General features: G+C 58.0%; 22 protein-coding genes and 1 pseudogene. 10 read left to right on the plus strand and 13 right to left on the minus strand.

Annotated elements, in window-relative coordinates; genetic code table 11:
- Nucleotides 1–30 precede the first annotated feature (30 nt).
- Both BDE40_RS15560 and BDE40_RS15565 read right to left on the minus strand, forming a co-directional pair.
- The gene (locus BDE40_RS15560) at nucleotides 31–789 is read right to left on the minus strand and encodes a DUF1365 domain-containing protein (RefSeq protein WP_134016090.1); all 759 of its coding nucleotides are present in this window, start codon (nucleotides 787–789) and stop codon (nucleotides 31–33) included.
- Nucleotides 786–2,081, minus strand: a complete 1,296-nt coding sequence (locus BDE40_RS15565) for an NAD(P)/FAD-dependent oxidoreductase (protein ID WP_134016092.1) — start codon at nucleotides 2,079–2,081, stop codon at nucleotides 786–788. The genes BDE40_RS15560 and BDE40_RS15565 overlap by 4 nt, the downstream gene beginning before the upstream one ends.
- Before the next feature lie 220 nt (nucleotides 2,082–2,301).
- Between BDE40_RS15565 and BDE40_RS15570 the strand changes: the two genes are divergently transcribed.
- A complete protein-coding gene (locus BDE40_RS15570; protein ID WP_246030482.1) occupies nucleotides 2,302–2,844 on the plus strand; it encodes a sigma-70 family RNA polymerase sigma factor in 543 nt (180 codons plus the stop codon).
- 8 nt (nucleotides 2,845–2,852) lie between these two features.
- Nucleotides 2,853–3,509: a ChrR family anti-sigma-E factor gene (locus tag BDE40_RS15575; protein WP_134016096.1), complete on the plus strand. Its 657-nt coding sequence runs from the start codon at nucleotides 2,853–2,855 to the stop codon at nucleotides 3,507–3,509.
- Here the strand turns inward: BDE40_RS15575 and BDE40_RS15580 are convergent.
- The 9 genes from BDE40_RS15580 to BDE40_RS15620 all read right to left on the minus strand — a co-directional run bounded on the left by BDE40_RS15580 (nucleotide 3,506) and on the right by BDE40_RS15620 (nucleotide 15,143).
- Entirely contained in the window at nucleotides 3,506–4,729 is a 1,224-nt protein-coding gene (locus tag BDE40_RS15580; RefSeq protein ID WP_134016098.1) for a DNA recombination protein RmuC, read from the minus strand. The genes BDE40_RS15575 and BDE40_RS15580 overlap by 4 nt on opposite strands.
- The gene (gene mutL / locus BDE40_RS15585) at nucleotides 4,726–6,567 is read right to left on the minus strand and encodes a DNA mismatch repair endonuclease MutL (protein ID WP_134016100.1); all 1,842 of its coding nucleotides are present in this window, start codon (nucleotides 6,565–6,567) and stop codon (nucleotides 4,726–4,728) included. The genes BDE40_RS15580 and mutL overlap by 4 nt, the downstream gene beginning before the upstream one ends.
- Nucleotides 6,568–6,614: 47 nt before the next feature.
- On the minus strand, nucleotides 6,615–7,922 hold the full coding sequence (locus tag BDE40_RS15590) for a M16 family metallopeptidase (protein WP_134016102.1): 1,308 nt from the start codon (nucleotides 7,920–7,922) through the stop codon (nucleotides 6,615–6,617).
- Nucleotides 7,919–9,268: a M16 family metallopeptidase gene (locus BDE40_RS15595; protein ID WP_134016104.1), complete on the minus strand. Its 1,350-nt coding sequence runs from the start codon at nucleotides 9,266–9,268 to the stop codon at nucleotides 7,919–7,921. Before BDE40_RS15595 ends, BDE40_RS15590 begins: the two co-directional genes overlap by 4 nt.
- Nucleotides 9,269–9,351: 83 nt before the next feature.
- Nucleotides 9,352–9,870: a DUF3035 domain-containing protein gene (locus BDE40_RS15600; protein ID WP_134016105.1), complete on the minus strand. Its 519-nt coding sequence runs from the start codon at nucleotides 9,868–9,870 to the stop codon at nucleotides 9,352–9,354.
- Nucleotides 9,871–9,939: 69 nt separating this feature from the next.
- A complete protein-coding gene (gene lspA / locus BDE40_RS15605) occupies nucleotides 9,940–10,419 on the minus strand; it encodes a signal peptidase II (protein WP_134016107.1) in 480 nt (159 codons plus the stop codon).
- A 1-nt stretch (nucleotide 10,420) separates the two neighbouring features.
- On the minus strand, nucleotides 10,421–12,007 hold the full coding sequence (gene purH, locus BDE40_RS15610) for a bifunctional phosphoribosylaminoimidazolecarboxamide formyltransferase/IMP cyclohydrolase (RefSeq protein ID WP_134016109.1): 1,587 nt from the start codon (nucleotides 12,005–12,007) through the stop codon (nucleotides 10,421–10,423).
- A 29-nt stretch (nucleotides 12,008–12,036) separates the two neighbouring features.
- A complete protein-coding gene (locus BDE40_RS15615; RefSeq protein WP_246030483.1) occupies nucleotides 12,037–13,785 on the minus strand; it encodes a heparinase II/III family protein in 1,749 nt (582 codons plus the stop codon).
- Nucleotides 13,786–13,850: 65 nt separating this feature from the next.
- Nucleotides 13,851–15,143 (minus strand): RsmB/NOP family class I SAM-dependent RNA methyltransferase, encoded by a 1,293-nt coding sequence (locus BDE40_RS15620; protein ID WP_134016111.1) that lies wholly within the window; start codon nucleotides 15,141–15,143, stop codon nucleotides 13,851–13,853.
- Nucleotides 15,144–15,203: 60 nt separating this feature from the next.
- Here BDE40_RS15620 and BDE40_RS15625 point away from each other — a divergent pair, with 60 nt between their 5' ends.
- Together BDE40_RS15625 and BDE40_RS15630 are read left to right on the plus strand one after the other, a co-directional pair.
- The gene (locus tag BDE40_RS15625) at nucleotides 15,204–15,377 is read left to right on the plus strand and encodes a DUF1674 domain-containing protein (protein WP_134016113.1); all 174 of its coding nucleotides are present in this window, start codon (nucleotides 15,204–15,206) and stop codon (nucleotides 15,375–15,377) included.
- A 562-nt stretch (nucleotides 15,378–15,939) separates the two neighbouring features.
- A pseudogene (locus tag BDE40_RS15630) lies at nucleotides 15,940–16,026 on the plus strand (DUF1674 domain-containing protein); the annotation flags it as partial.
- Nucleotides 16,027–16,398: 372 nt separating this feature from the next.
- On the opposite strand, the gene dapB reads toward BDE40_RS15630, so the two are convergent.
- Nucleotides 16,399–17,199 carry a 4-hydroxy-tetrahydrodipicolinate reductase gene (gene dapB / locus BDE40_RS15635; RefSeq protein WP_134016115.1) on the minus strand — a complete coding sequence of 267 codons (801 nt, stop codon included), beginning with the start codon at nucleotides 17,197–17,199 and terminating at the stop codon, nucleotides 16,399–16,401.
- A gap of 79 nt (nucleotides 17,200–17,278) precedes the next feature.
- On the opposite strand from dapB, the gene rbfA reads away from it, so the two are divergent.
- From rbfA to BDE40_RS15665, 6 genes are all read left to right on the plus strand, one after another.
- Entirely contained in the window at nucleotides 17,279–17,695 is a 417-nt protein-coding gene (gene rbfA, locus BDE40_RS15640; RefSeq protein ID WP_134016117.1) for a 30S ribosome-binding factor RbfA, read from the plus strand.
- Nucleotides 17,679–18,413 (plus strand): phosphodiester glycosidase family protein, encoded by a 735-nt coding sequence (locus tag BDE40_RS15645; protein ID WP_134016119.1) that lies wholly within the window; start codon nucleotides 17,679–17,681, stop codon nucleotides 18,411–18,413. Before rbfA ends, BDE40_RS15645 begins: the two co-directional genes overlap by 17 nt.
- 60 nt (nucleotides 18,414–18,473) lie before the next feature.
- Nucleotides 18,474–19,382, plus strand: a complete 909-nt coding sequence (gene truB, locus BDE40_RS15650) for a tRNA pseudouridine(55) synthase TruB (protein WP_134016121.1) — start codon at nucleotides 18,474–18,476, stop codon at nucleotides 19,380–19,382.
- Nucleotides 19,383–19,558: 176 nt separating this feature from the next.
- Nucleotides 19,559–20,044, plus strand: coding sequence for a hypothetical protein (locus tag BDE40_RS15655; protein WP_134016123.1), 486 nt, complete (start codon nucleotides 19,559–19,561; stop codon nucleotides 20,042–20,044).
- A gap of 32 nt (nucleotides 20,045–20,076) precedes the next feature.
- Nucleotides 20,077–20,583, plus strand: coding sequence for a DUF1643 domain-containing protein (locus BDE40_RS15660; protein ID WP_134016125.1), 507 nt, complete (start codon nucleotides 20,077–20,079; stop codon nucleotides 20,581–20,583).
- Nucleotides 20,584–20,661: 78 nt separating this feature from the next.
- Nucleotides 20,662–21,576: an alpha/beta hydrolase gene (locus BDE40_RS15665; protein ID WP_134016127.1), complete on the plus strand. Its 915-nt coding sequence runs from the start codon at nucleotides 20,662–20,664 to the stop codon at nucleotides 21,574–21,576.
- 11 nt (nucleotides 21,577–21,587) lie between these two features.
- Here the strand turns inward: BDE40_RS15665 and BDE40_RS15670 are convergent, their stop codons facing one another.
- Complete coding sequence (locus BDE40_RS15670; protein WP_134016129.1) at nucleotides 21,588–22,838, minus strand: calcium-binding protein; 1,251 nt, start codon at nucleotides 22,836–22,838, stop codon at nucleotides 21,588–21,590.
- Nucleotides 22,839–22,857: the final 19 nt, after the last annotated feature.

Genomic DNA, 22,857 nt, shown 5'->3' on the forward strand with positions numbered 1-22,857 from the left:
CTAATTCTGTTCTGTCGCTTTCAGCAGCACTCATCTCGATACCTTTTTGGATGGTGGTTCTGAATGCGCACGAAATTTTGCACCCTTCCACCACAGTTTTAGGGCCTGCCAATGTATCAGCCCCAAAACGCGGCGCGATCCTAACGGGCGGCGTAAACACGCCCTCAGAATCGACCAGTTGGTCAGCGGCGCACGCTTGCCAGTTAGGGTCGCCAGCAAGCCGTTGTTCCTGCAAGTGTAGTCGATCCAAACGCCGATCTTGTCGTCGGTGAAGTCAAATCGGAACGTGTATTCACCCGCGACCGGCTGAAACGGCGAGACGTAGAAGATCTTGCGTGCGGTCAGTCGGTCAGTCGGCAGGATAGCGCAGTGCTCATCATGGAAACAAAGGTAGCAATGCCGATCTCCATAGGTGTTCGAGACCTCGGGTATTACTGCGCGCAGGCCACCCTCAGCATCAAAGCCAAGCCAGAAGCTCACCGGGTTGAATACATGTCCCATGACACGCGGCTGGGCGAGCAGTTCAATCCGGTCGACGACATTCATCAAACCTTCGGCCTCAAAGATCGCGCGCGCCCAAGACGCGCCCGCACCTTGATTCGGATCACCCCCGTGGTCGCTGTCGTGCAGAGATACCAGATTGGCGCTGTTGCGTGAAAACAATGCCGGAGATTTCACTTCCGAGGTAGGGTCCAACAAGACGTAGTCCACGCCATATCGGAAGGCGTTTTCAATCGCCCCTTTGCGCCCGTGAAAGGTCACGCCTGCGATATGACTAATTCCGCTCACGCGGCCTCAGACGTTTCAAGTTTCGAGGCGAATGCCCGAGCAACATCAACCGCACTGGACAAGCCATCTTCGTGGAAGCCGTTTTTCATCCAAGCCCCGCAGAACCATGTCCGGTTTGTCCCGTTCATGGCCGAGATTGTGTCCTGCGCTTTCAAAGCGGCGACATCATAAACCGGATGATGGAATGTCTTCGTATCATAAATCAGGTCCTCACGAATCTCGCGGGTCGAGTTCAGGGTTACAAAGAGCGGATCATCATGCGGGATCGGCTGAAGGGAGTTCATCCAGTAGGTCAGGTCAATTCTGTCTGAAGACTTGTGCTTGTCTTCGCAATATACCCAGCTGGCCCAGACCTTGCGCCGCTTCGGCATCATTGACGGGTCGGCATGTAGCACAGCCTCGTTGGGTTGGTATTTCACCGCCCCCAAGGCTGCGCGCTCCGCATGAGACGCATCAGTCAGCATGGCCAAGCTTTGATCGGCATGGGAGGCGAATACAACTTCATCAAAACGCTCAAGCACCCCTCCGACAGGCGTAATCTCGACATGGGTTTGAGCACGCTCAACCGACTTGATCGGCGTTCCCACGCGGATGCTTACGCCTTGGTTCCTCAATCGCGCTTCCAGCTTGCTGACATATTGCGTCGAGCCGCCTTTCACGGTGCGCCATTGGTGCTGGCCCGAATAGCCCAACAAGGCATGGTTTTGCATGAAGCGTATCATCGCTTGCGCGGGAAATGCCTCCATCCGTTCAATCGGCGTAGACCAAATTGCGCCAGTAAATGGCAACAGGTACTTGTCGCGGAACCATGAACCGGTGCCAAGCTGCCCCAAAAGCTCCGAAATGGAAATGTCAGGGTCATTTGCTACATCCACCGCGCGGGCGTTGAAGCGAACGATATCGCGGATCATCCGAAGGAACCGTGGGTCCATGGCATTGCGACGTTGCGCAAAAATCGCGTCAATGCTGTGCAGACCGTATTCCAACTTCCCTCCTCCGATCGAGGCACCGAAGCTCATATTGCTTTTGACCGTTTCGACACCGAGGTCGGCAAACAGATTTACCAGATGAGGGTAGTTGGTTTCGTTGAACACGATGAACCCAGTGTCCACAGGCTGATCGCCGCGCCTTCCGGCAATTATGGTGCGCGCGTGGCCGCCCAAGCGGGGTTCCGCCTCGAATAATGTCACCTGATGCGATTTCGACAGCATATGTGCGGCACCCATGCCGGAAATTCCCGCCCCGATTACGGCAATTCGCTTCGGGGCTATAGTCATGGGTTCAAACGGCATTTTTCGCTCCAGCACAGAAAAGTTTTTCTAAGAGTAGTACGTCTGCGCGCGCGCTCTGGATCAATGACTGCGAAGTGATCCAAATTAGATCCTAGTCCGTAGAAGGTACATGTTGACGGCAGACACAACTTTTGACGACTCTGGGCTTGTAGTGCAGCCTGTGTGCAAACCGGCGCGCCGCGAGGGTGGCGTCAGAAAGGGTCGTGAGAAGATTGTGTCCATGAAGGAACAAGAAGACCTGCGATTTGTAGAATGCGTTCTGTTGATACGCGATGCTCAGGATAAGGCGGCATTCGCAGAACTGTTCAAGCATTTCGCTCCGCGCGTGAAAGGGTTCCTGATCAAATCTGGAACCGACGCTTCGATGGCGGAGGAATGCGCTCAGGACGTCATGGCTACGCTGTGGCACAAGGCGCATTTGTTCGACCCGACGCGGGCCAGCGTGAGCACTTGGGTGTTCACCATCGCACGGAACCGGCGGATCGACATGTTGCGAAAGCAGCGGCGGTCCGAGCCGGACGAATTGACATGGGGCCCAGAGCCGGAGCCGGATGCGGCTGATGTTATGGAGCTTCAACAAGAAAGTACCCGATTGGTTCAGGCTTTAGCTGAACTGCCGGACAAACAGAGGGATTTGATTCAGAAAGCCTATTTCGGCGATCTGTCCCATAGCGAAATCGCTGATGAGACAGGGCTGCCACTGGGAACGATCAAGTCAAGAATTAGACTGGCGCTTGAAAAGCTGCGCCACGTAATGAAGTGAAACGGACTATGGAAAACATCAAACACCATATCAACGATGGTTTGTTGATCAGCTACGCAGCAGGCAGTTTATCCGAGGCGTTCAGCCTTGTGGTCGCGACGCATGTGAGCATGTGCGACGCTTGCCGCGTGCGCCTTGAAGCGTATGAAGCCGTGGGAGGCGCGATCTTAACGGACACGCCTGAAAGCGATAGCACATCTGACGTGACTGTTGATTTGAACGCAACTTTGGCTCTTATCGACGCCGGTGAGAAAGCCCCTATTCGCGTCCATCACACCAAGCCTGGACTATTTCCATCCGCATTGCAGAGCTATGTCGGAGGGGATCTGGATTCCGTAAAATGGCGTTCGGTCGGGATGGGCGTCCGGCAAGCAATTCTACCGACATCGAAAGATGCATCCGTGCGCTTGCTCCATATCCCTGCAGGGTGCGCCGTGCCTGACCATGGTCACCGTGGGACTGAATTGACTTTGGTTCTTCAAGGCGCCTTCCGCGACGAGTTTGATCGGTTCGGACCGGGTGATCTGGAAATTGCCACGGAAGAAGACGAACACACACCTGTGGCAGAAGCAGGTGCAGATTGTATCTGCCTTGCAGCTACCGACGCGCCGCTGAGATTCCGTGGCCTTGTGCAACGCATCGCGCAGCCGTTCTTGCGGATTTAATCCGGAGACTTGCCGAGCGGGACCACGTTTGTCTCTTCGGGCACCAGTTCCTCGAAATCGAAGTTGTCCAAGCGGTCCGCCCGTTTACCCGCGCGCGTAGCGGCAGTCAGCACGCCCGACACATCGTCGCCTGCTTGCCGCAGGTGCGTTTCCAGCTTGCCCGCCTTCTCTCCGATGATCTCCACATCGCGGTGAAGCTGGCGCAGGGCTTTGCGAATTTCGCCTGTTTGCTCGCGCATCCGCGAATCCTTCAGGATCGAGCGCATCGTGTGCAGCGTCGCCATGCATGTCGTGGGGGAGACGATCCATACTCGCGCGGCGAAGCCCTCGCGGATGATGTTTGGCAAACGGGAATGAAGCTCCGCATAGACCGCTTCGGAAGGTAGGAACATCAGCGCCCCATCCGCGGTTTCACCTTCGATCTGGTAGCTCTCGGAGATTTTCTTGATATGCACACGTACCGCTTGCCCCAAAGCCGTCAACGCGCGCGCTTGTTGCTCTTTGGTTTCGGCGGCGACCAGCGCCTCGTACGCCTCCAACGGGAATTTCGCGTCGATCACGATCGGGCCCGGCGGGTTCGGTAGCTTGATCAGGCAGTCCGCCCGCTTGCCGTTAGATAGGGTGCATTGAAACGAGTAGCTGTCAGCGGGCAACGCTTTGGACACGATGTCGTTCAGCTGGATTTCCCCGAACGCCCCGCGCGTCTGCTTGTTAGACAAGATGTCTTGCAAGGACAGCACGTCGCCCGACAGCTTTTCGATGTTGGTCTGGGCCTTGTCGATGGTCGCCAGCCGTTCCTGCAATTGCGTCAGCGACTTAGTGGTTTTCTCCGACGATCCATGCAGCGTGTCGTTCATACGCTCTTGCAAATCCGACAGGGACCGCGCGGACTTCATCGCGTTCTCATGCAATCGCTCCGCCATTTTCTGCTGCACTTCGGCCAGACGGACTTCCATAGTCTGGATCGTCATGCTCTGGCTTTTTGACAAGCTCTCCAGCCCGCCTGACAACTGCGCCTGCCCCGTGCCAAGGCTCTGTACAGTCTGGTTCAACTGCCCCATCTGCATCATCATCGGCTGCGCCATCTGCGCCGCGCGCCCGGCAGAGCGCACGGCGACGATCAACAGCACGACCACCAAAAGCAGCACGGCGGCACCCACGAAGCCCGCAATCACCAGCGGGTCGTCCCACTGCAAAACCGTATCGCCAATCTGGATCATGTGCGTCCGAACAACCGTTCAATATCGGCCAGCTTAAGTTCCACATAGGTGGGGCGGCCGTGGTTACATTGGCCCGAATGAGGCGTCGCCTCCATCTCGCGCAGCAGGGCGTTCATCTCGTCCGCCCGCATCCAGCGGCCTGAACGGATCGAGCCGTGGCAGGCCACGCGGCTCAGCACCGCCTCGATCTTGTCGGCCACCAGTTGCGTGTCGCCAAGGTCGTCCAACTCGTCCAGAATATCGCGCACCATCGCTTCGGCGTTGACCTCGCCCAGAATAGCAGGGGTTTCGCGCACGGCGATTGCACCCCCACCGAACGGCTCCAGCGTCAGACCTAGTTTGGACAGCGCGTCGGCATGGGTCAGCAAGGTCGCAGCATCCGCGTCGGACATTTCCACAATTTCGGGGATCAGCAAAGCCTGCGCCGCGACGCCGTTCGCAGCCATTTGCTTCTTTAGTTTCTCGTAAACCAAACGCTCATGTGCAGCGTGCTGGTCGACGATCACCATGCCGTCCTTGGTCTGCGCGATGATGTAGTTCTCATGCACCTGCCCCCGCGCCGCGCCCAATGGCTGGTCCGCAGGTTCGGCGGCCGCAGGCTCCACCACATCAACACGGCTGTAAACAGCCTGCGTTTCCGCGAAGCCGGGCGCTTGCGCCTCATAGGAAGCACGCATTCCGCCAAGCGACGGGCGGTCCATTTGGTAGACGGGGCGGTCCACCCGCTCCGGCTGGAACGCGCCCAGTGTCGCACCCGCCACGGTGGTCGAGGCGCGGTGCCCCGCATCCGCCAGTGCGTGTTTCAGCGCCGAGACGATCAGCCCTCGCGCCAGCCCCGGATCGCGGAACCGCACTTCGGCCTTAGCGGGGTGGACGTTGACGTCGACCTTGGTCGGCTCAAGTTCCAGAAACAGCGCTACGACTGGATGACGGTCGCGGCTCAGGAAGTCGGAATAGGCACCGCGCAGCGCACCGACGAGCAGCTTGTCCCGCACGGGACGTCCGTTCACGAACAGGAACTGCGAAATACTGTTGCCGCGTGAATAGGTAGGCAAGGCCGCGTATCCGGTCAGGGTAATCCCCTCCCGCTCCGCATCAATCGCCAAGGCATTATCTGCAAACTCCGCCCCAAGGATCGAGCGCAGCCGCCCGCCAAGCGCGTCGAACATATCTCCCGACTGCGGGTCTGCTCGGAACGTCACGCGCCCCGTATCGTCACGCGACAGGTCGCGGATGGTGAAGCCGACGTAAGGCTCCGCCATGGCCAGCTTTTTGACCACATCGGCTATCGCGCCCATCTCGGCGCGGTCGGTGCGCAGGAATTTCAGCCGTGCGGGTGTGGCGTAGAAGAGGTTTCGCAGTTCGACCACCGTGCCTTTGGACAGTGCCGCCGGAGCGACCTTTCCCATCGCGCCGCCATCCACGGTGATCTGCGCCGCGTCCTCGCCCGCTACGCGGGAGGTGATCGTCATCCGCCCCACCGCCGCCATCGACGGCAGCGCCTCGCCACGAAAGCCGAAGGTGTGGATGTTCAGCAGGTCGGAGCCGTCGATCTTCGAGGTGGCGTGCCGCGATAACGCCAGCGGCAAATCTTGCGCTGGAATACCGTGACCGTCATCGGTCACGCGGATCAGAGTCTTGCCGCCGTCCTTGAGACAAAGCTCGATGCGTGTCGCGCCTGCGTCCAGCGCGTTCTCGATCAGCTCTTTCACCGCCGAGGCGGGTCGTTCGACCACTTCGCCAGCCGCGATCCGGTTGACGGCCACTTCATCCAATTGCTTGATCTGAGGCCGTTTTGCGGGCTGACTATCGCCTATGTTGGGGGTCTGGGCATTCATGCCCCAATTTGTAGCACGCCCAATCCCGATTCGGCCATTGGGCTTGGCTAGTTTGACGCCTCTAATCCGGTCGGCTTGCCGACGACAACAAAATGCAGATTATCGGGCTTCAGAAGTCTTTTCGAAACGCGCTTGATGTCCTCTAACGTCACCGCTTCGACCTGTGCATTGCGGTTGTCGATGTAGTCGATCGGCAAATCATCGAACTGCATTGCAGCAAGAATGTTAGCGATGCGCGCGTTGCCATCGAAGCGCAGCGGATAGGCGCCGGTCAGGTAGGTTTTTGCCGTCTCCAACTCCTTCTCAGTCACGCCCACGTCAGCCATCTTTGCCCATTCGTCACGGATGACCGAGATCGCTTCCGCAACGCTGTCATTCGACGAAGACACCTGACCCATCACCAAGTTCACATGCTCCCGAAGAACCAGATAGGAATATACCCCATAGGTAAGTCCGCGCTTTTCACGCACCTCGTCCATAAGGCGGGAACCGAACCCGCCGGAACCCAGAACCTGATTCATCACATAGGCTGCAAAGAAATCGGGATCAGTTCTTTCGATACCTGCATGACCGAAAATGGCGACAGATTGTGGCGTGTTATAGGGAACCACCGTTTCACCACCACTCAACAAGAAAGGAGCGGGGCCCGGCAAATCTGGGCCGGTTGCAGGCAACGCACCCAGCAGTTCATCCAGAATGACACCCAGCTCTTCAGCGGAGATATCGCCCACTGCACCAACGTATACACGGTCGCGGGTAAGGAGTGATTTATGCGATGCAATCAGATCATCGCGTGTCAGCATCGTGACGGATTCCGCCGTGCCTTCAAGCTTGGTTGCATATGGGTGGTCACCGTATGCAAGCGATGCGAAGGTCTTACCTGCGATGTCGTTTGGATCTTCTGAGTCAGAGGCGATAATCGACAGCACCTGCGCACGTACACGATCCACCGCATCTTGATCAAACCGAGGCTCGTTCAGCGATTTGCGCAGCAATTCGAGGGAGGCGTCACGGTTTTCCGTCAAAAACTGCGCAGACACTGAAAAGCTGTCGGAGGACGCGTCAAAATCGTACTTGAATGCGAGTTCTTCAGCAGCCAGCGCGAATTCGGTCGAGGTCAGCTCACCCGCGCCCTCGTCCAACAGGCCGGACATCAAATAGGCGGCACCACGCTTTCCCTCAGCGTCCAGCGAAGCACCGCCTTTGAACCGGATTTCAAGCGCGGTGAACGGTATTGAGGTTTCTTCGACCAGCCACGCTTTGATGCCACCCGGAGAGGTCACCTCTTTAATATCAATTGCGGCGGCTGGTAGTGTAACGAGGGCCAAGCAAGTGGCCAGAACAACACGGATCATTGGGAAACCTCCTCCGTCGTCGGCTTGCGGAACCAACCGGTTACTGCCTTTTTACGGTTAAGCACCAAGCGCGCAGCGTTCATAATGTCATCTTCAGTGACGGCATCTAGAACAGCAGGCCATTGCTGCACGTCTTCGACTGTCAAACCAGAGGTCAGAGCCGCACCATATTCACGGCCGAGAGAGGCGACATCGTCCTGTCCGTAGATCAAGGATGCCCGAATTTGCGATTTCACTCGCGCCAAGTGCTCCGCGTCGACGCCATCCTCAAGAAATTGCGCGATCACTGCATCCATCTCGTCCTCGCCTTGCTGCAAACTCAGCCCGGGCGCTGGGACGATGAACACTCCGAAAGTCGTGTCGTCGTAGTTCACACCTGAATAGAACGCCGATGTGTAGACTGCTTTATTGCTCTCGAATTGCAATGCTCGACCAAGCACAGACGTCTGCCCTGATCCACCGAGAACTTCGGCAAGCAGGGTCAGGGCGGCGGCAGTTTTCTGGTCTCCGGAATCCCGTTCCGGAGCCATATATGATCGGATCACATAAGGCTGTGCAGCTTGTGGGTCTTCATAGACAATTCGGCGCTCTGCGCGCTGCGGTGGCTCTTGGGGTCGCCTACGCGCCTCCAATCCAACGGTGGGCTCCAAGGGGCCGTAATGTTTCTTAGCCAACTCTTCCACCTCGGCAGGGTCCACATCGCCCGCAACGATCAACACAGCCGCGTTCGGCGCGTAGTATTTTTGATAGTAGCCAAGTGCATCCTCACGGCTCAACTTGGCCGCCTCATGACGCCAGCCGATAATCGGGCGACCATAGGGATGGTTTAGATATTGTGCGGCATTTCGTTGCTCACTGAACAAAGCACCCGGATCGCTATCCGTGCGCTGCGCACGCTCCTCAAGGATCACTTTGCGTTCGGTCTCCACGTCTTCTTCGGTCAGACGAATGTTGCGCATCCGGTCGGCTTCCATACCCATCATCAGATCAAGGCGGTCCGCCGCGATCCGCTGGTAGTAGGCCGTATAGTCCCAAGAGGTGAACGCGTTGTCCGACCCGCCATTTGCTTCGACCACAGCTGAGAACTCACCAGCCTCCAGCTTGTCAGTGGCCTTGAACAGCAAGTGTTCCAGAAAATGCGCAATGCCGGAGACCCCCGGCGCTTCGTCCGCCGCCCCCGCTTTGTACCAGAGCATATGCACCACGACCGGCGCACGATGATCTTCGAGCACGACCGCCTCGAGGCCATTATCCAATGTGAATGTGGTGATCTTTTCGGCTCCAAAAGCCGGAAAGGCCAATACGACCGGAGCAATCAGACAAGCAAATAGGCGGCGCATAAGCATCCCTTCAGACAATCACGTTAATAGAAAACATGGCAGGAGTTGCCGAGAATTCAACCTGAGCCACGGCCTTGTGACTTGCCCGACTATTCGTAGCCTTCGGGCGGCGCGGAATTGGTGCGTACTCCAAGCCGGCGCAAACGCTCAAGCTCGGCGTATTGATCAAGAGATTGCTTGCGGTAGGCCTTGAAGTAGACATTCACGTTGAAGATGCGCTCTAGCAGGCGGCCATCGTTCTTGCGGCGGAATTCCAGATCTTCGGTTGCAAGAGCGCCCCGGATATTTGGAGTAACGCCATAGCGCGACGCGTAGTTCACGAGCCCGCCGTCACTGATACCACCATCCGGATTACCCCCTAGCGCCACCACGGCATCGGCCAGTGGCGTCACGTCGGTGCGGTTGGTTCCGCCCTTCGTTGGCGCGGGCAAGGCTGTGTAGTCATCAGGAAGCGTCAAAGGCTTGTTCGGCAAGATCGCGAACTCGTCTGGCCCGCCTTCCTGATTGGATTTCACGTTGAGCAACTGGGGCTGTTTGTTCCGGTCACATGCCGACAGCGCCAGTACGGCACAGACCATCCCGCCAAGGATCATCGCTTTACGTTGCATGAAAGGCCACTCCTGCTCTTCTTTTGACGGTGTTTTAGCGTAATCCGACGCGGTCGTCACGAGGGTTCTTTATCCTGTTTGTTGCTCGCCCTTGGTGTCATCAAATGCAACCAAGGCGAAAGCGCCTGCAAATATGCCAATGTCGGCGATATTGAAGGTGTAGGGATTGCTGATACCGCAGCAGGACATGTTCAAAAAATCGGCTACCGCCCCGTAAAGTACGCGATCCAGCGCATTTGCAAGTGCACCACCGATAATTGCCCCGGCCCCCATCTGCGTGATTGTCCGGCCAAGATTGCGATTGCCCCACCACAGCAAGAATCCAGACACCACGATGGCCAGTGTGACCAGCACGTAGCGCATGATCTCTGGGCTGTCTGAAAACAAACCGAAATTAATACCCGTATTCCAACCCATGCGGAAATTTAGCAAGGGTGGCAACACGTCGACGGAAAGCCGCTCGATCAGGTTCATCTTATGGACGACCGCCCATTTGGAAAACTGGTCAATCCCGAAAACGGCCAGCGCTGAGAGAAGAATAACGCGCATATCAGTGCCGGAAATGACGCATGCCGGTGAAGACCATCGCAAGGCCAAGCTCGTCGGCGGCTGCGATTACTTCATCATCTCGCATGGAACCACCGGGCTGGATCAGCGCGGTCGCCCCTGCTTCGGCTGCGGTTTGCAAACCATCCGCGAAAGGGAAGAACGCGTCGGAGGCCACTGCAGACCCGATTGTGCGTGGCTCGGGCAGTTTCAACAACTCCGCCACGTCTTGCGCCTTGCGCGCCGCGATGCGGGAGCTATCGACCCGGCTCATTTGCCCAGCGCCGATGCCCACTGTCGCACCATCCTTGACGTAGACGATAGCGTTGGATTTCACATGTTTCGCCACACGCCACGCGAACAACATGTCGGCGAGTTCCTGCTCAGAAGGCGCGCGCTTGGTCACGACCTTCAGGTCACCCGCCAGAATCCGACCGTTGTCTTTGTCTTGCACCAGCAACCCGCCGGACACTTGGCGCACTGTCAATGCGGCGGCAACCGGATCAGGCAAACCGTCCGTTGTCAGCAAACGCAGGTTCTTCTTCTTGGCGAAAATCGCACGGGCGTCGTCATCCGCACCGGGGGCAATTACAACCTCGGTAAAGATGCCGCTAATTGCTTCGGCTGTCGCCCCGTCAAGCGGCTGGTTCACTGCGATGATACCACCGAAGGCCGACGTCTGATCGCATTCGAACGCCTTGTTGTAGGCTTCGGCGATAGTCGCGCCGCGGGCCACGCCACATGGATTGGCGTGTTTGATGATTGCCACGGCAGGGCCGTCCTTGGGGTCAAACTCAGCCACCAGCTCAAACGCGGCGTCTGTGTCGTTGATGTTGTTGTAGGACAGCTCTTTACCCTGATGCTGTTTTGCGGTCGCAACACCCGGTCTGGCAGAGCCATCCGTGTAGAACGCCGCCTGCTGATGCGGGTTTTCGCCATAGCGCAGGGTTTGCGCCAGCGTCCCCGCAAACGACTTGCGGCGCGGTGTTTCACCCAAAGCGCCCGCCATCCAGCCGGAGACCGCAGTATCATAGGCCGCCGTGCGCGAATACGCTGTCAGCGCCAAGCGCTGGCGGAAGGCGTAAGACGTCGCACCGTCATTTGCGCCCATCTCGGCCAGCACCGCATCGTAGTCCTGCACATCCGTCACGACGTTCACAAACTGGTGGTTCTTCGCGGCAGAGCGCAGCATCGCTGGTCCGCCAATGTCGATATTCTCGATGCAGGTCGCGTAGTCGGCGCCTTTGGTGACGGTTTCTTCGAACGGATACAGATTCACCACAAGCAGGTCGATTGCACCGATGCCATGCTCCGTCATTGAGCCGACGTGACCTTCGTTATCGCGCAATGCCAGCAAACCACCGTGAACAATCGGATGCAGAGTTTTCACACGACCATCCATCATCTCGGGAAAACCCGTCACCTCGGACACGTCTTTCACATCCAGCCCCGCTTCGCGGATCGCGGCGGCAGTACCACCAGTTGACAGCAACTCAACACCGTGACCCGCCAAGGCACGGGCGAATTCAATCAGGCCGGTTTTATCGGATACAGAAAGCAGCGCGCGGCGCACGGGAACGAGATCGGTCATAGCAGTCCTTAAGGCTCAAGCAGCAGAGGTCAGTTCAACGCCAGCTCAAGGTCCTCGTCCACGTCGCGCAAGTAAGACGGAGTGTCCTGCGCTTTAGCCAAAGACCAGCTGACCTGGCTCGCATACTCCATCACGCGCGAGGATAAAACGATCTGTTTGGACGCACGTGGCTTTAATCGCCCTTTTTCCAGATAAACACTGGGTTCAATCGTCATTTTTGCCGCGAATGACGGCCTGAACACCCAAACTTCACCACTTTTTAGAGCCAGTGAGATGGCCGTCCCTCCCATGTCCAGAGAGGCATCTACCTCCGGGTGAAGGTGAAACCGGACCGAATAGGGCACGCCCTGAAGAGAGATTTTGTCCATATGCGCCTCGAACCGGACCCGATCCGGGTCGGACAATGCTGCTAAAGTATCCTCACCTGTCACCCGTCGCCCATCCAGACTGACTTCCATTTTCCGGACATGGGTCAAACCGTATTCCACGCAATAGCTGTTATGGCTCGCGATGATTTCGGTGGCATCGCTTCCAACATTGCGTTGCTCGGTGACTTTCGTTGGGCCGGATGTCAGAAATTCACCTTGTGGCTCTGCAATCAACTTGGCAGATGACACGCCGTCTATAGATAAGGTCGAATGAGAAGGTGTGGCGCGACCAGCCCTGCGCCATTCCGCACCGAACGGTGCACCGGACCCGCAATTCACAATCAATGCACGACGGCCAGATGTCAGCTCAAAGGCCAAGGTACTGGCATGTGCGACCCGTGACGCATTTCGCGCCGGTGGTGCGCTGACATCGGCAATCACTGTCGTGCGCCCACCTGATAGGCGCGCGTAGCCCATGGCAAGCCCGTCCAATTGGGCTGCTTTAACGCCGGAGTAGGCCAAGGCATGGTCTAAACGACCGTCCAAACCCCGACCGCCACCATGAAAACGCGCCAAGCCGCCATCAGCGTGGCGCAATGCCCGAAGCGTCGGAGCCATGCGCTCGATAGCGGCCAAATGCGCAGGTAGCGGCGTCCGGCCTGCTTCTGTCAATGCGGCGGCAGCCCATGTCAGGAGAGTGAAAACCTCCAGAAGCTCTTCGGGATTTCGCGTGGGGATGCCGCCTTCGGCGTCAATCTGGTCGGCGCATTCGCGCGCCAGCGCGTTGGTTGACGGCGTCGCATACCGTTCCATTCCGCCGAGGCTAAGGGATGCGTATAGCAGACCGGTCAAAGCCTCAAAGCGCGGCAATCCGCGCGAGGCGACCGACCAACGCCGACCTAGATAGGCTGTCTGATGCGCCAGTGATTTGTAATACCGGTCGTTGGCTTCGGGTGTTTGGCCATTCATCAAGAACAGCGCGTGGTTGATCCACCGGATCAGACGGCGCCCTGTAAGATCAGGCGACCAGCCCAAACCGCGTCCGCGACCGAAGCGTTCGATCCACTCGTGCACCCAGGCCTGCGCCAAAAGCCGCGAGTCCCGATTACCGACCGAGGCCAGATCGTCGAGCCAGGTGAAGCCGTTGAGCTCTGCTTCATACATGGCATCCGGAGGCGTTATTTCCCAAAGGGACCGCCCTTCTGCCTGAACCAGATGACCACCAAACTGGAAATTTCCGGCGGCGAGCTGTTTGCCCTTGGCAAATGATCCAATCGTGCGCGGCTCAGGTTGCGAGACAAAGCCCGTCGCCTGCGCCCGCATGGCGCTCAGCCGTGCATGCACCTTGTCCATAAACGTAATGTTGCGCTCCACCCCGATGGATGGCGCGACTTTGGCCTCAATGCTCATATCACCGACTTTTCGCCTGCTTCTTTTGCCGCGATTCTACGCGGGCAAGGCAAGCCTGTCACCGATTATTCAGGTTTGCGCAGCGCAATCATGAAAAAGCCGTCCATTCCGCCACGGTCCGCCCAGTAGCTGGGGGACAAACGCAACCCGCCAACGCGGCTGCGCCATTCGGACTCAATCCCTTTCAATTCCGGCTCAATCTCGGTCAAACCATGTCGTGCCATCGCGGTTTTTGCCTGACGCTCGCCCTCGTCGAACAGCAAAGAACAGGTGCAAAAGACCAAGCGTCCACCGGGCTTCAACAGGCTCACCGCGGTGTCGATCATATCGGCTTGCAAAGCGAACAGCTCGTTCAGCTGCGTGCCATCCTTGGCGTAGGGCAAATCAGGGTGACGGCGGATCGTTCCAGTGGCCGAGCACGGCGCGTCCAGCAAAATCGCGTCATAAAGCACATCGTCAGGCGCATTCAGCGCGTCTTCAATCACCAGCTTGGCGGTCAGTCCGGTGCGTTGCAGGTTTTCTTCCACCCACGCCATCCGCTCGGGCGAAATATCCAGTGCCGTCACGTCTGCACCGGTCGCCGCCAGTTGCATCGTTTTGCCACCGGGGGCGGCACACATGTCCAGTACAACCTCGCCCTTCTGGGCATTCAGCATACGTGCAGCAATGGCCGCCGCGGCATCCTGAATCCACCATGCGCCCTCCGCAAAGCCCGGAAGCTCCGTCACTTGGACCGAGCGGTCAATGCGCAAAGACCCGGTCGGCAGCAGCTCGGCACCCAACTGCTCGGCCCAATGCTCGGCCTTATCCTCGTCGCGCAGGGTAATGTCCAAGGGCGCCCCAGCGAGATGGGCGGTTTCAATAGCTTGCGCCGTCGCTTCATCGAACAAATGGACTACGCGTGGGCGCAGCCATTTGGGCATCCGCGAAGGCGGAATATCCGGCCACATCTGCGGCCCCTCGGTCGCCACCTTGCGCAGCACCGCGTTTGCCAGTCCCGCCATGCGGGGCGAGCGGCCGGAGCGCTTCATCAGGTTCACTGCACTGTCCACGACACCGTGCGGGGCTTCGCCCTCGACGCACAACTCCACAACCGCCAGACGCAAAATGTTCAACGCCACTTCGGGTGGCATCTTTTCGACGAATTGCGAGATCACCACATCGGCCCGCCCCAGCTCCCGCAAGGTGGTCGTTGCCAGACGCTGGGCGCGCGCGCGGTCGGCGGGTTCCAACCGGTCCAGCACACCACTGCCCAGCAGAACGGAAAGCTGTTCTTTTTCCTCCAGCACGCCCCGAAGCAGTTGAACCGCTGCTCGGCGGGCATGAAGTCCAGAGGGTTGGGTGTGGTCTTGCGTCATACTTGTCTCCTTGCCCATGGGCCGTATATCAAGTGCAGGACCGGAACAAGGACGCGGAACATGACAGATAAACAAGACCTGCCCCCAGAGGCCCTTCGCGCATTGGAAGAAGCCGCCGCGCGCAAGACCGCCAAGGGTGATCTGGAGTTGCCGCCAGAGCTGGGTGGTCGCGACGGACCAGAACCCGTGCGCTACGGCGATTGGGAACGTAAGGGGATTGCGGTCGATTTCTGACGGCGAAATCATGATCCGTCCGGTATGCACGTTGCGACTATGTCCTTAGCGACGTGTTTCATTGACTTCGGTCAAGGTAGCATCCTTCAGACCGACTATGCTGGCTTCATTGCGATAGTCTTTTTATGCATAGGAGTTGAACGATGTCTCAGTCTCCGCGTTGGGTACGACCTGTGGCGGTTGTTGCCGCAGCTTTCGGCCTTCTAACAATTTACTCTGGGGGTACCGCGCTATTTGGCAGCGCTGCCAGCAAAGCTGCGGTTGGCGACGCAGTCCCACTTGTACTTTGGTTCAATTTTCTAGCTGGTTTCGTGTATGTGGCTGGCGCTGTGGCGCTCTTTCAGTTTGCTCCCTTCGCGCAGCGAATAGCTTGGCTGATTGGACTTAGCACCCTGTTGGTTTTCGTCATCTTGATTGCCTTGGCCATTACCGGCACGCCGTTCGAGTGGCGTACAATTGGCGCGATGGTTTTGCGGTCGGGTTTCTGGTTGGCAATTGCGGTGGCGCTTCCGAAGAGATCATGAGGAAGTGAGAACGCAAGAAAGCCGAGGGCAATCTGGAGCTGCCCAACGAGCCCGGTGACCGCGACGGTCCAGAGCCCGTGCGCTACGGCGATTGGGAAAGTAAGGGGATTGCGGTCGATTTTTAGGGAGGAGTGGTTAGTCCGAGCACCTGAAAAATCAGACACCAGTTCGCTTAAGTTCATTTTTCCAGTTGCGAGTCGGCCCACCGAGTGGCTACGCTATGAACGTAACCAGAACCTCCAGACCATCACATCTTTGGCTCTGTTTACTCGGTGGACCTTTGGGCTCACCAGCAAAGGCGCGGCACCACATATAGTGGGCTGTGCCTTTTGCCTGTGTAGAATTAGTTTTTATTGGCGGGCATACAACTGATTTTTTACCCGTTTTGGGCACAAAAATATGTTGACCGTAGTGCACCCTCAGAGATTTCGATTCTCTTTTTTCTAAGAGATACAGAGCTTTATTAACCACGGCCCCCTGAAGGTCACACTAGCGCCCTAAAGCCCCAACACATCCAGCATATCGTACTCACCCGGACCTTTACCCTGCCCCCAGAGTGCGGCCTTCAAAGCCCCTCGAGCGAAGACCGCGCGGTCGGTGGCTAGGTGGCGCAACACGATGCGTTCGCCGTCGGCGGCGAAGATTACGTCGTGCTCCCCCACTACATCGCCACCGCGAATGGCCGAGAAGCCGATATCGCCGCGTTTGCGTGCGCCGGTGATGCCGTCGCGGCCGCTGTCTTTGACGTCTGCCAACGAAACACCGCGACCCTCGGCGGCAGCTTCGCCCAGCATCAATGCTGTGCCAGACGGCGCGTCGACCTTGTGGCGGTGATGCGCTTCGACGACTTCGATGTCGTAATCTTCATCCAATGCGGCGGCGACCTTTTTGGTCAGCTGCACCAGCAAGTTCACCCCGAGGCTCATGTTGCCCGCGCGCACAATCGGCGCGTGGCGGGCGGCGGCTTTGATCTTGGCGAGGTCATCGTCGCTAAGTCCGGTAGTCCCAATCACATGAACCGCGCGGGCCTGTGCGGCCAGCTCGGCCATGGCAACGGTCGCAGCGGGCGTGGTGAAATCGATGATGGCCTGCGCGTCTTTGACAACCTCAATGGGGTCTGACACCACGGGCACATTCATTTTGGCCTGCCCCATCGCCAAGCCCAGATCCTGACCAACCCACGGGTGGCCTTCACGCTCGATTGCACCAACAAGATGCGCATGCTCCGAGGCCTGAACAGTCTCGATCAGCATTTGCCCCATGCGGCCAGATGCGCCGGTAATCACGATGCCTGTCATAGCGTAACCCTCATATACTACAGCCCAAAGGGTGTAGGGCCTGTTGCAAGGGGCTGGCAAGGGGCTTAAGTGCGAGGCCATGGCTAAGAATTCAAAATTCGCGGGCGCAGGCCCATCGCAACGACAACTTCGTGTGGGCGAGCTTATCCGGCGTACTCTGTCGGAAGTTCTCAACCGTGGGGAAATCCACGATCCGGACCTGAACCGCATGTCGATCACAGTCAGCGAGGTGCGCGTCACCCCCGACCTGCGCATCGCCACGGCCTTTGTTTTGCCGCTAGGTGGCAAGGACAAGGAAGAGGCGCTGCAAGCGCTTGCCCGCAACAAGGGTGAAATCCGCCATGTCATTACCAAACAGATGTCCGTGAAACATTCGCCTGACATTCGCTTCATGCTTGATGACACGTTTGACCGCATCGAAGAAACCAACCGCCTGTTCGCCAGCGAGGCCGTTCGTCGCGATCTGGCTAAAGACGACGATGCTGGCGAAGATTAGATACGCCGCCCTCGTCTGCCTCTTGGCATCCCCCGCGCTGGCCGATGGCTGTCGCGATTTAACGCATCTAGGCGACAGCTATACGGTCTGCACCGTTGAGAACCCCACCACGCTGGAGCTTTGGCTGAAAGACAATGATGACCTCGTCATCGGCGAGTTCTTCAGCCTGCAAGAGCTTCTGGGCGAGCAGGGCAAAACACTGACCTTCGCCATGAACGGCGGCATGTTCCATGAGGACCGCCGTGCAGTGGGGTTGTTTGTATCCGACTACAAGGAACAGGCCGGTTTGGTGACCCGCGAAGGTCCAGGCAATTTCGGACTGCTGCCAAACGGGGTATTTTGTGTTGAAGGGCAAACAGCGAAGGTGATCGAAAGCCGCGCTTACGCAGCGAACACGCCGACTTGTCGTATCGCCACGCAGTCCGGTCCAATGTTCGTGATCGACGGCAAGTTGCATCCCAAGTTCACCGCCGACAGCACCTCCAAGAAGCGCCGTAACGGGGTGGGGGTCGACACGCAGGGGCGGTCGCATTTTGTTATTTCCAACGGGTTCGTGCGGTTTCACGACATGGCTACGTTGTTCCGAGATGAACTCGACAGCCCCAATGCGCTGTTTCTGGACGGCTCGGTGTCGCGCTTGTTCTCAGCGGAGCTTGGCCGTTCTGACGCAGGGCCTCGGATGGGCCCGATCATCGGACAGGCGCTGCCGTCGCAATAGACATTGACGCCCGCCGCCACCCGCAATAGCACCCGACCCTTTACTACGCAGGAGCGCACCATGGGACGCCGCAAAAAAGGCCGCGATATTTCCGGATGGGTCGTCATCGACAAACCCGCAGGGATCACCTCCACCTCGGTGGTGAACAAGGTGCGCTGGGCGTTCGACGCCAAGAAGGCGGGTCACGCAGGCACACTGGATCCTGATGCGACTGGTGTACTGGCTGTGGCTCTGGGCGAAGCCACCAAAACGGTGCCTTTTGTAACCGACGCCATGAAAGCTTATCGCTTTACTGTGCGTTTGGGACAATCGACCAATACCGACGACGCGGAAGGCGAGGTCTTGTCAGAAAGTGAAACAAGACCGTCCGATAATGAGATCGAAGCTGCCTTGCCTGCCTTAACCGGCGAAATCATCCAGGTCCCGCCAAAGTTTTCAGCCGTGAAAATTGACGGGCAGCGCGCCTACAAGCTCGCCCGAGACGGCGAAGAAGTCGAGCTCACCGCCCGCCCTCTTTTTGTCGAAAGCCTCGTGCTCGTAGAGCGCCCGGACCCTGACCATGTCACGCTAGAAATGGTCTGTGGCAAGGGCGGCTACGTGCGTTCCATTGCGCGGGATTTAGGAGAGGCGCTTGGCTGCTTCGGTCACGTCCGCGAACTGCGCCGCACATGGTCTGGCCCGTTTGACGTTGAGGATGGCGTCACTTTGGAAGAACTCGACGCCGTTGCCAAAACCGACGCCATTATGGAGTTCCTCGGCCCCTTGGAAATCGGCCTTGTAGACCTGCCAGAACTGCCTACTACCGAAAGTGGCGCTGTGAAGCTGCGCAACGGCAACCCCGGCATGGTAATCGGCACGGGTGTGCAATATGGCGACGAGGCGTGGGCCTCGCTGAACGGTCAAGCCGTCGCCGTGGGGCGCTACAAAGCGGGCGAATTGCATCCGTCGCGGGTGTTCAACACCAACTGATTGTAACAATCGCGCCGCCGCTCACGCGGATGTGGGGTATTGTTTCGGAAAATTTGCCGGAACTGTAACAAAGCTCACGACATGGTCGCGCAGGTTGCGCGACTTCGTGAGGCATCTGTTCACAAACGCACAAATCGCCCAGAAACATTGCAACACAGCATTTCTGGAGCACCCTCATGACCACCAAATCCAATCTTTCCCGTCAGGTCTGGAGCGTCCTTTTGGCAGGTGGCCTCGCCACCATCGCGTTCGATCTGTTCGGCCAAGGCCTGTCGCCCGCTTTCGGTTTCGCCAAACTCGCCCCAGTCGGGCTTGCCACCGCGACACTCAAGACCATCTTCGGGGACATCCCGAAAGGTGCCGGCGACATCATGCACATCCTAACTGGAATGTTTGTCTACACCCTTGGCTATCTGTTGGTCGCCCGCCCGATCCAGCGCAAGTCAATCCCGAACCTGCATTGGGCCATCACCGCCACCGTTTACGGCATCGGCCTATGGGTCTTCGCATTGTACTTCGTCGCCCATCTGATCGCTGGTAACCCGCCTTTCCTTGGCTTTACCGACATCACTTGGGTCGCGTTCTGGGGTCATATCGTCTACGCGCTGGTGGCCGTCTATGTGATCGAGCGCGGGCCATTCAGCCAGCAGCACGAGGCTTGAACCGAAGCCCGTGGGCTGGCACAAGCTGGCCCATGATTACCCGCACACATTTGAAGGGCGACGCAGCGTCGACGGCGGTTTATTCCGACTGCGAACGCTATCGCTACGCACTGACGCGCATCTGGGACGATGGGGGCCGCAAAGTTTCCTTCGTCATGCTCAACCCGTCCACCGCGACCGAGGTCCAAAACGACCCTACGGTCGAGCGCTGCGAGCGCCGCGCGAGGGCGTTGGGCTTCGGTGCCTTTCGTGTTTGCAACATTTTCGCATGGCGTGACACCGACCCGTTCAAAATGCGTAAAGCCAAGGAACCTATCGGCGCTGCAAATGATGAGGCCATCAGCGACGCATGCCAGTGGGCGGATACAGTTGTCGCCGCGTGGGGCACGCATGGGGCACATTTGGATCGCGGCCCGACAGTCGAGACGCTGATGCGGGCAACTGGAAGCTCACTGTATCACCTTGGCCTGAGCAAGGCAGGGCACCCCAAGCACCCGCTATACATCGCCTATGCCAAGCAGCCCGAGTTGTGGGATTGAATACCGTCGTTTCGTAGTCTGCCCTTGATCGCGCCGCCGCTTGCCCTCCTTATGAAGACGCCACATCTGGAGCGCGCAATGACCAAGCTAGATACCAAATCAAAACTCCCGGGGTTTACCCGCCACGACGTTGACGTGGGTGGTATGGTCTTGTCAGTTCACGTGGCAGGCAGCGGACCGGCGCTTTTGCTGCTCCATGGTTATCCTCAAAACCATATGTGCTGGCTCAATATCGCCCCGCATTTCGCAGAAAAGTTTACTTGCATTGTTCCCGATCTGCGTGGCTATGGCGACAGCGACGCGCCTAAAGACACCAGTGTGGATCACGCGACCTATTCCAAGCGGCAGATGGCTCAGGATATGGTTGGTGTGCTCGATCACTTTGGCCACGACCGTGCGCATGTACTTGGCCATGATCGCGGCGGGCGTGTTGCCTACCGCTTTGCGCTGGACCACGCCGAACGGCTTGATCGCCTAGGTATCATAGAGATCGTTCCCACTGGCGATTTCTGGCAGGCGTGGAATGCGGAGCTTGCGTATAAGGCCTATCACTGGACCTTTCTCGCCCAGCCCTACCCGCTCCCGGAGAACATGATAAATGCGGACCCTGAAGCCTATGTCGATCACACTTTAAAGAGCTGGGTCAACGCGAAGTCGCTGGATATCTTCCCTGAACCCGCCTTGGAAAGCTATCGTGCGCAGGCGAGGAACCCCGCCCGTATCCATGCGATGTGTGCAGACTACAGGGCTGGTGCAACGTTCGACAGAAAGCTGGATGATTCAGACAAAGCCCTTGGGCGGAAAATCGCAGCGCCCTTGCGCTTCCTTTGGGCAGAGGGCGGATTTCCGGGTCAAACTGGCAATCCCGAAGATCTATGGAGCAGCTGGGCCGATCAGGTCAGTTCCCAATCCTGCATCAGCGGTCACTTTGTAATGGAAGAAAACCCAGAAGCAGTGCTCGACTGCTTCTGGGCATTTTTTGGATCGGAATGAAGACGTAGGAATTAAGCCGCAGCGGCTTCATCAGCTGGGGTCGCAACCACGACAGGTGTAGCTTCCGCAGCTTCTTCTTCAGTCGAAACTTCCTCTTCGACAACGGGCTCTTCATCTGCCACCGCTGGCGCGGACCCCGGACCGACATTGATCGTCGGCGTGACCTGAAGGCTATCGACCAGAGTGATGTCCTCGACAGCCAAATCGCCAGGCGTAGTAACCTTAAGCACGACAACACCGCCAAGAGTGATGTCCGCAGATCCGTCTGCATTGGAAACAATTCCAACCTCAGGCGCGTCGCCTTCGGTGCCGTCATAGCGAAGTTCGATGACATCTTCCTCAGAGTTGAAGTCTTTCACCGTACCTGCGGATTCAGCGTTGATGAAGGTGCCGGTCGCAAAGGTGTCAGCACCGATCCCACCAGTGGCTACATCGCCGTTGCCAATATATAGAAAGTCGTCACCTTCATTGCCGAACAGCTGGTCTCCCTCGTCGATTTCCTCACCCGTTTCGAACGAGAAGAAAGTACCGAAGACATAGTCATTGCCCTGGCCACCACGTAAAATATCGACGCCAAAACCGCCTGCTATTTCGTCATCACCAAGGCCGCCACCAACGATATCGTTTCCGTCGCCACCAAAGACGAGATCGTTGCCTGCACCACCGGCGAGTGTGTCGTCGCCCGCGTCACCCAAGATCGAGTCATTATCTGCTTCGCCTTCGATTACGTCATCGCCTGCGCCACCGCTCAGACGGTCATCGCCGTTTCCGCCACCAATCGTGTCGTTGCCGTCACCACCACCGATTAGGTCGTTCCCGCCGCTACCGCGAATGACGTCAGCACCTACGCCACCCAAAATAACGTCATTGCCGCCAGCACCGATAATCGCATCGTCGCCGTCACCGCCGTCGATTCTATCGTCACCGTCGCCACCGTTGATCTGATCGTCACCGGCATCGCCGAAAATCGTGTCGTCGCCAAAGCTTCCCCGCAGGTCGTCATTTCCGTCACCACCAAACACGGTGTCATCGCCGCGACCCGCAGCAATGGTGTCGCCCCCTTCAAGGCCGGAGATCACGTCATCACCCGCATGGCCTTCCATGATGTCGATATCCATCGTGCCTGTCAGCTCGTCGTCACCATTGGTACCAATGAGGTCGCCCGGCTCTATAGGGTCTACCGGCGCGGCATCGTCACTATCAGAATCAAAGATAGCGCTCAGCAAACCAACCAACGCCAAAAGACCTATTACTCCGACCATCGTTCTTACTCCCCAGGGA

The sequence above is a fragment of the Litoreibacter halocynthiae genome (genome assembly GCF_004365635.1).
GTDB classification, from domain to species: domain Bacteria; phylum Pseudomonadota; class Alphaproteobacteria; order Rhodobacterales; family Rhodobacteraceae; genus Litoreibacter; species Litoreibacter halocynthiae.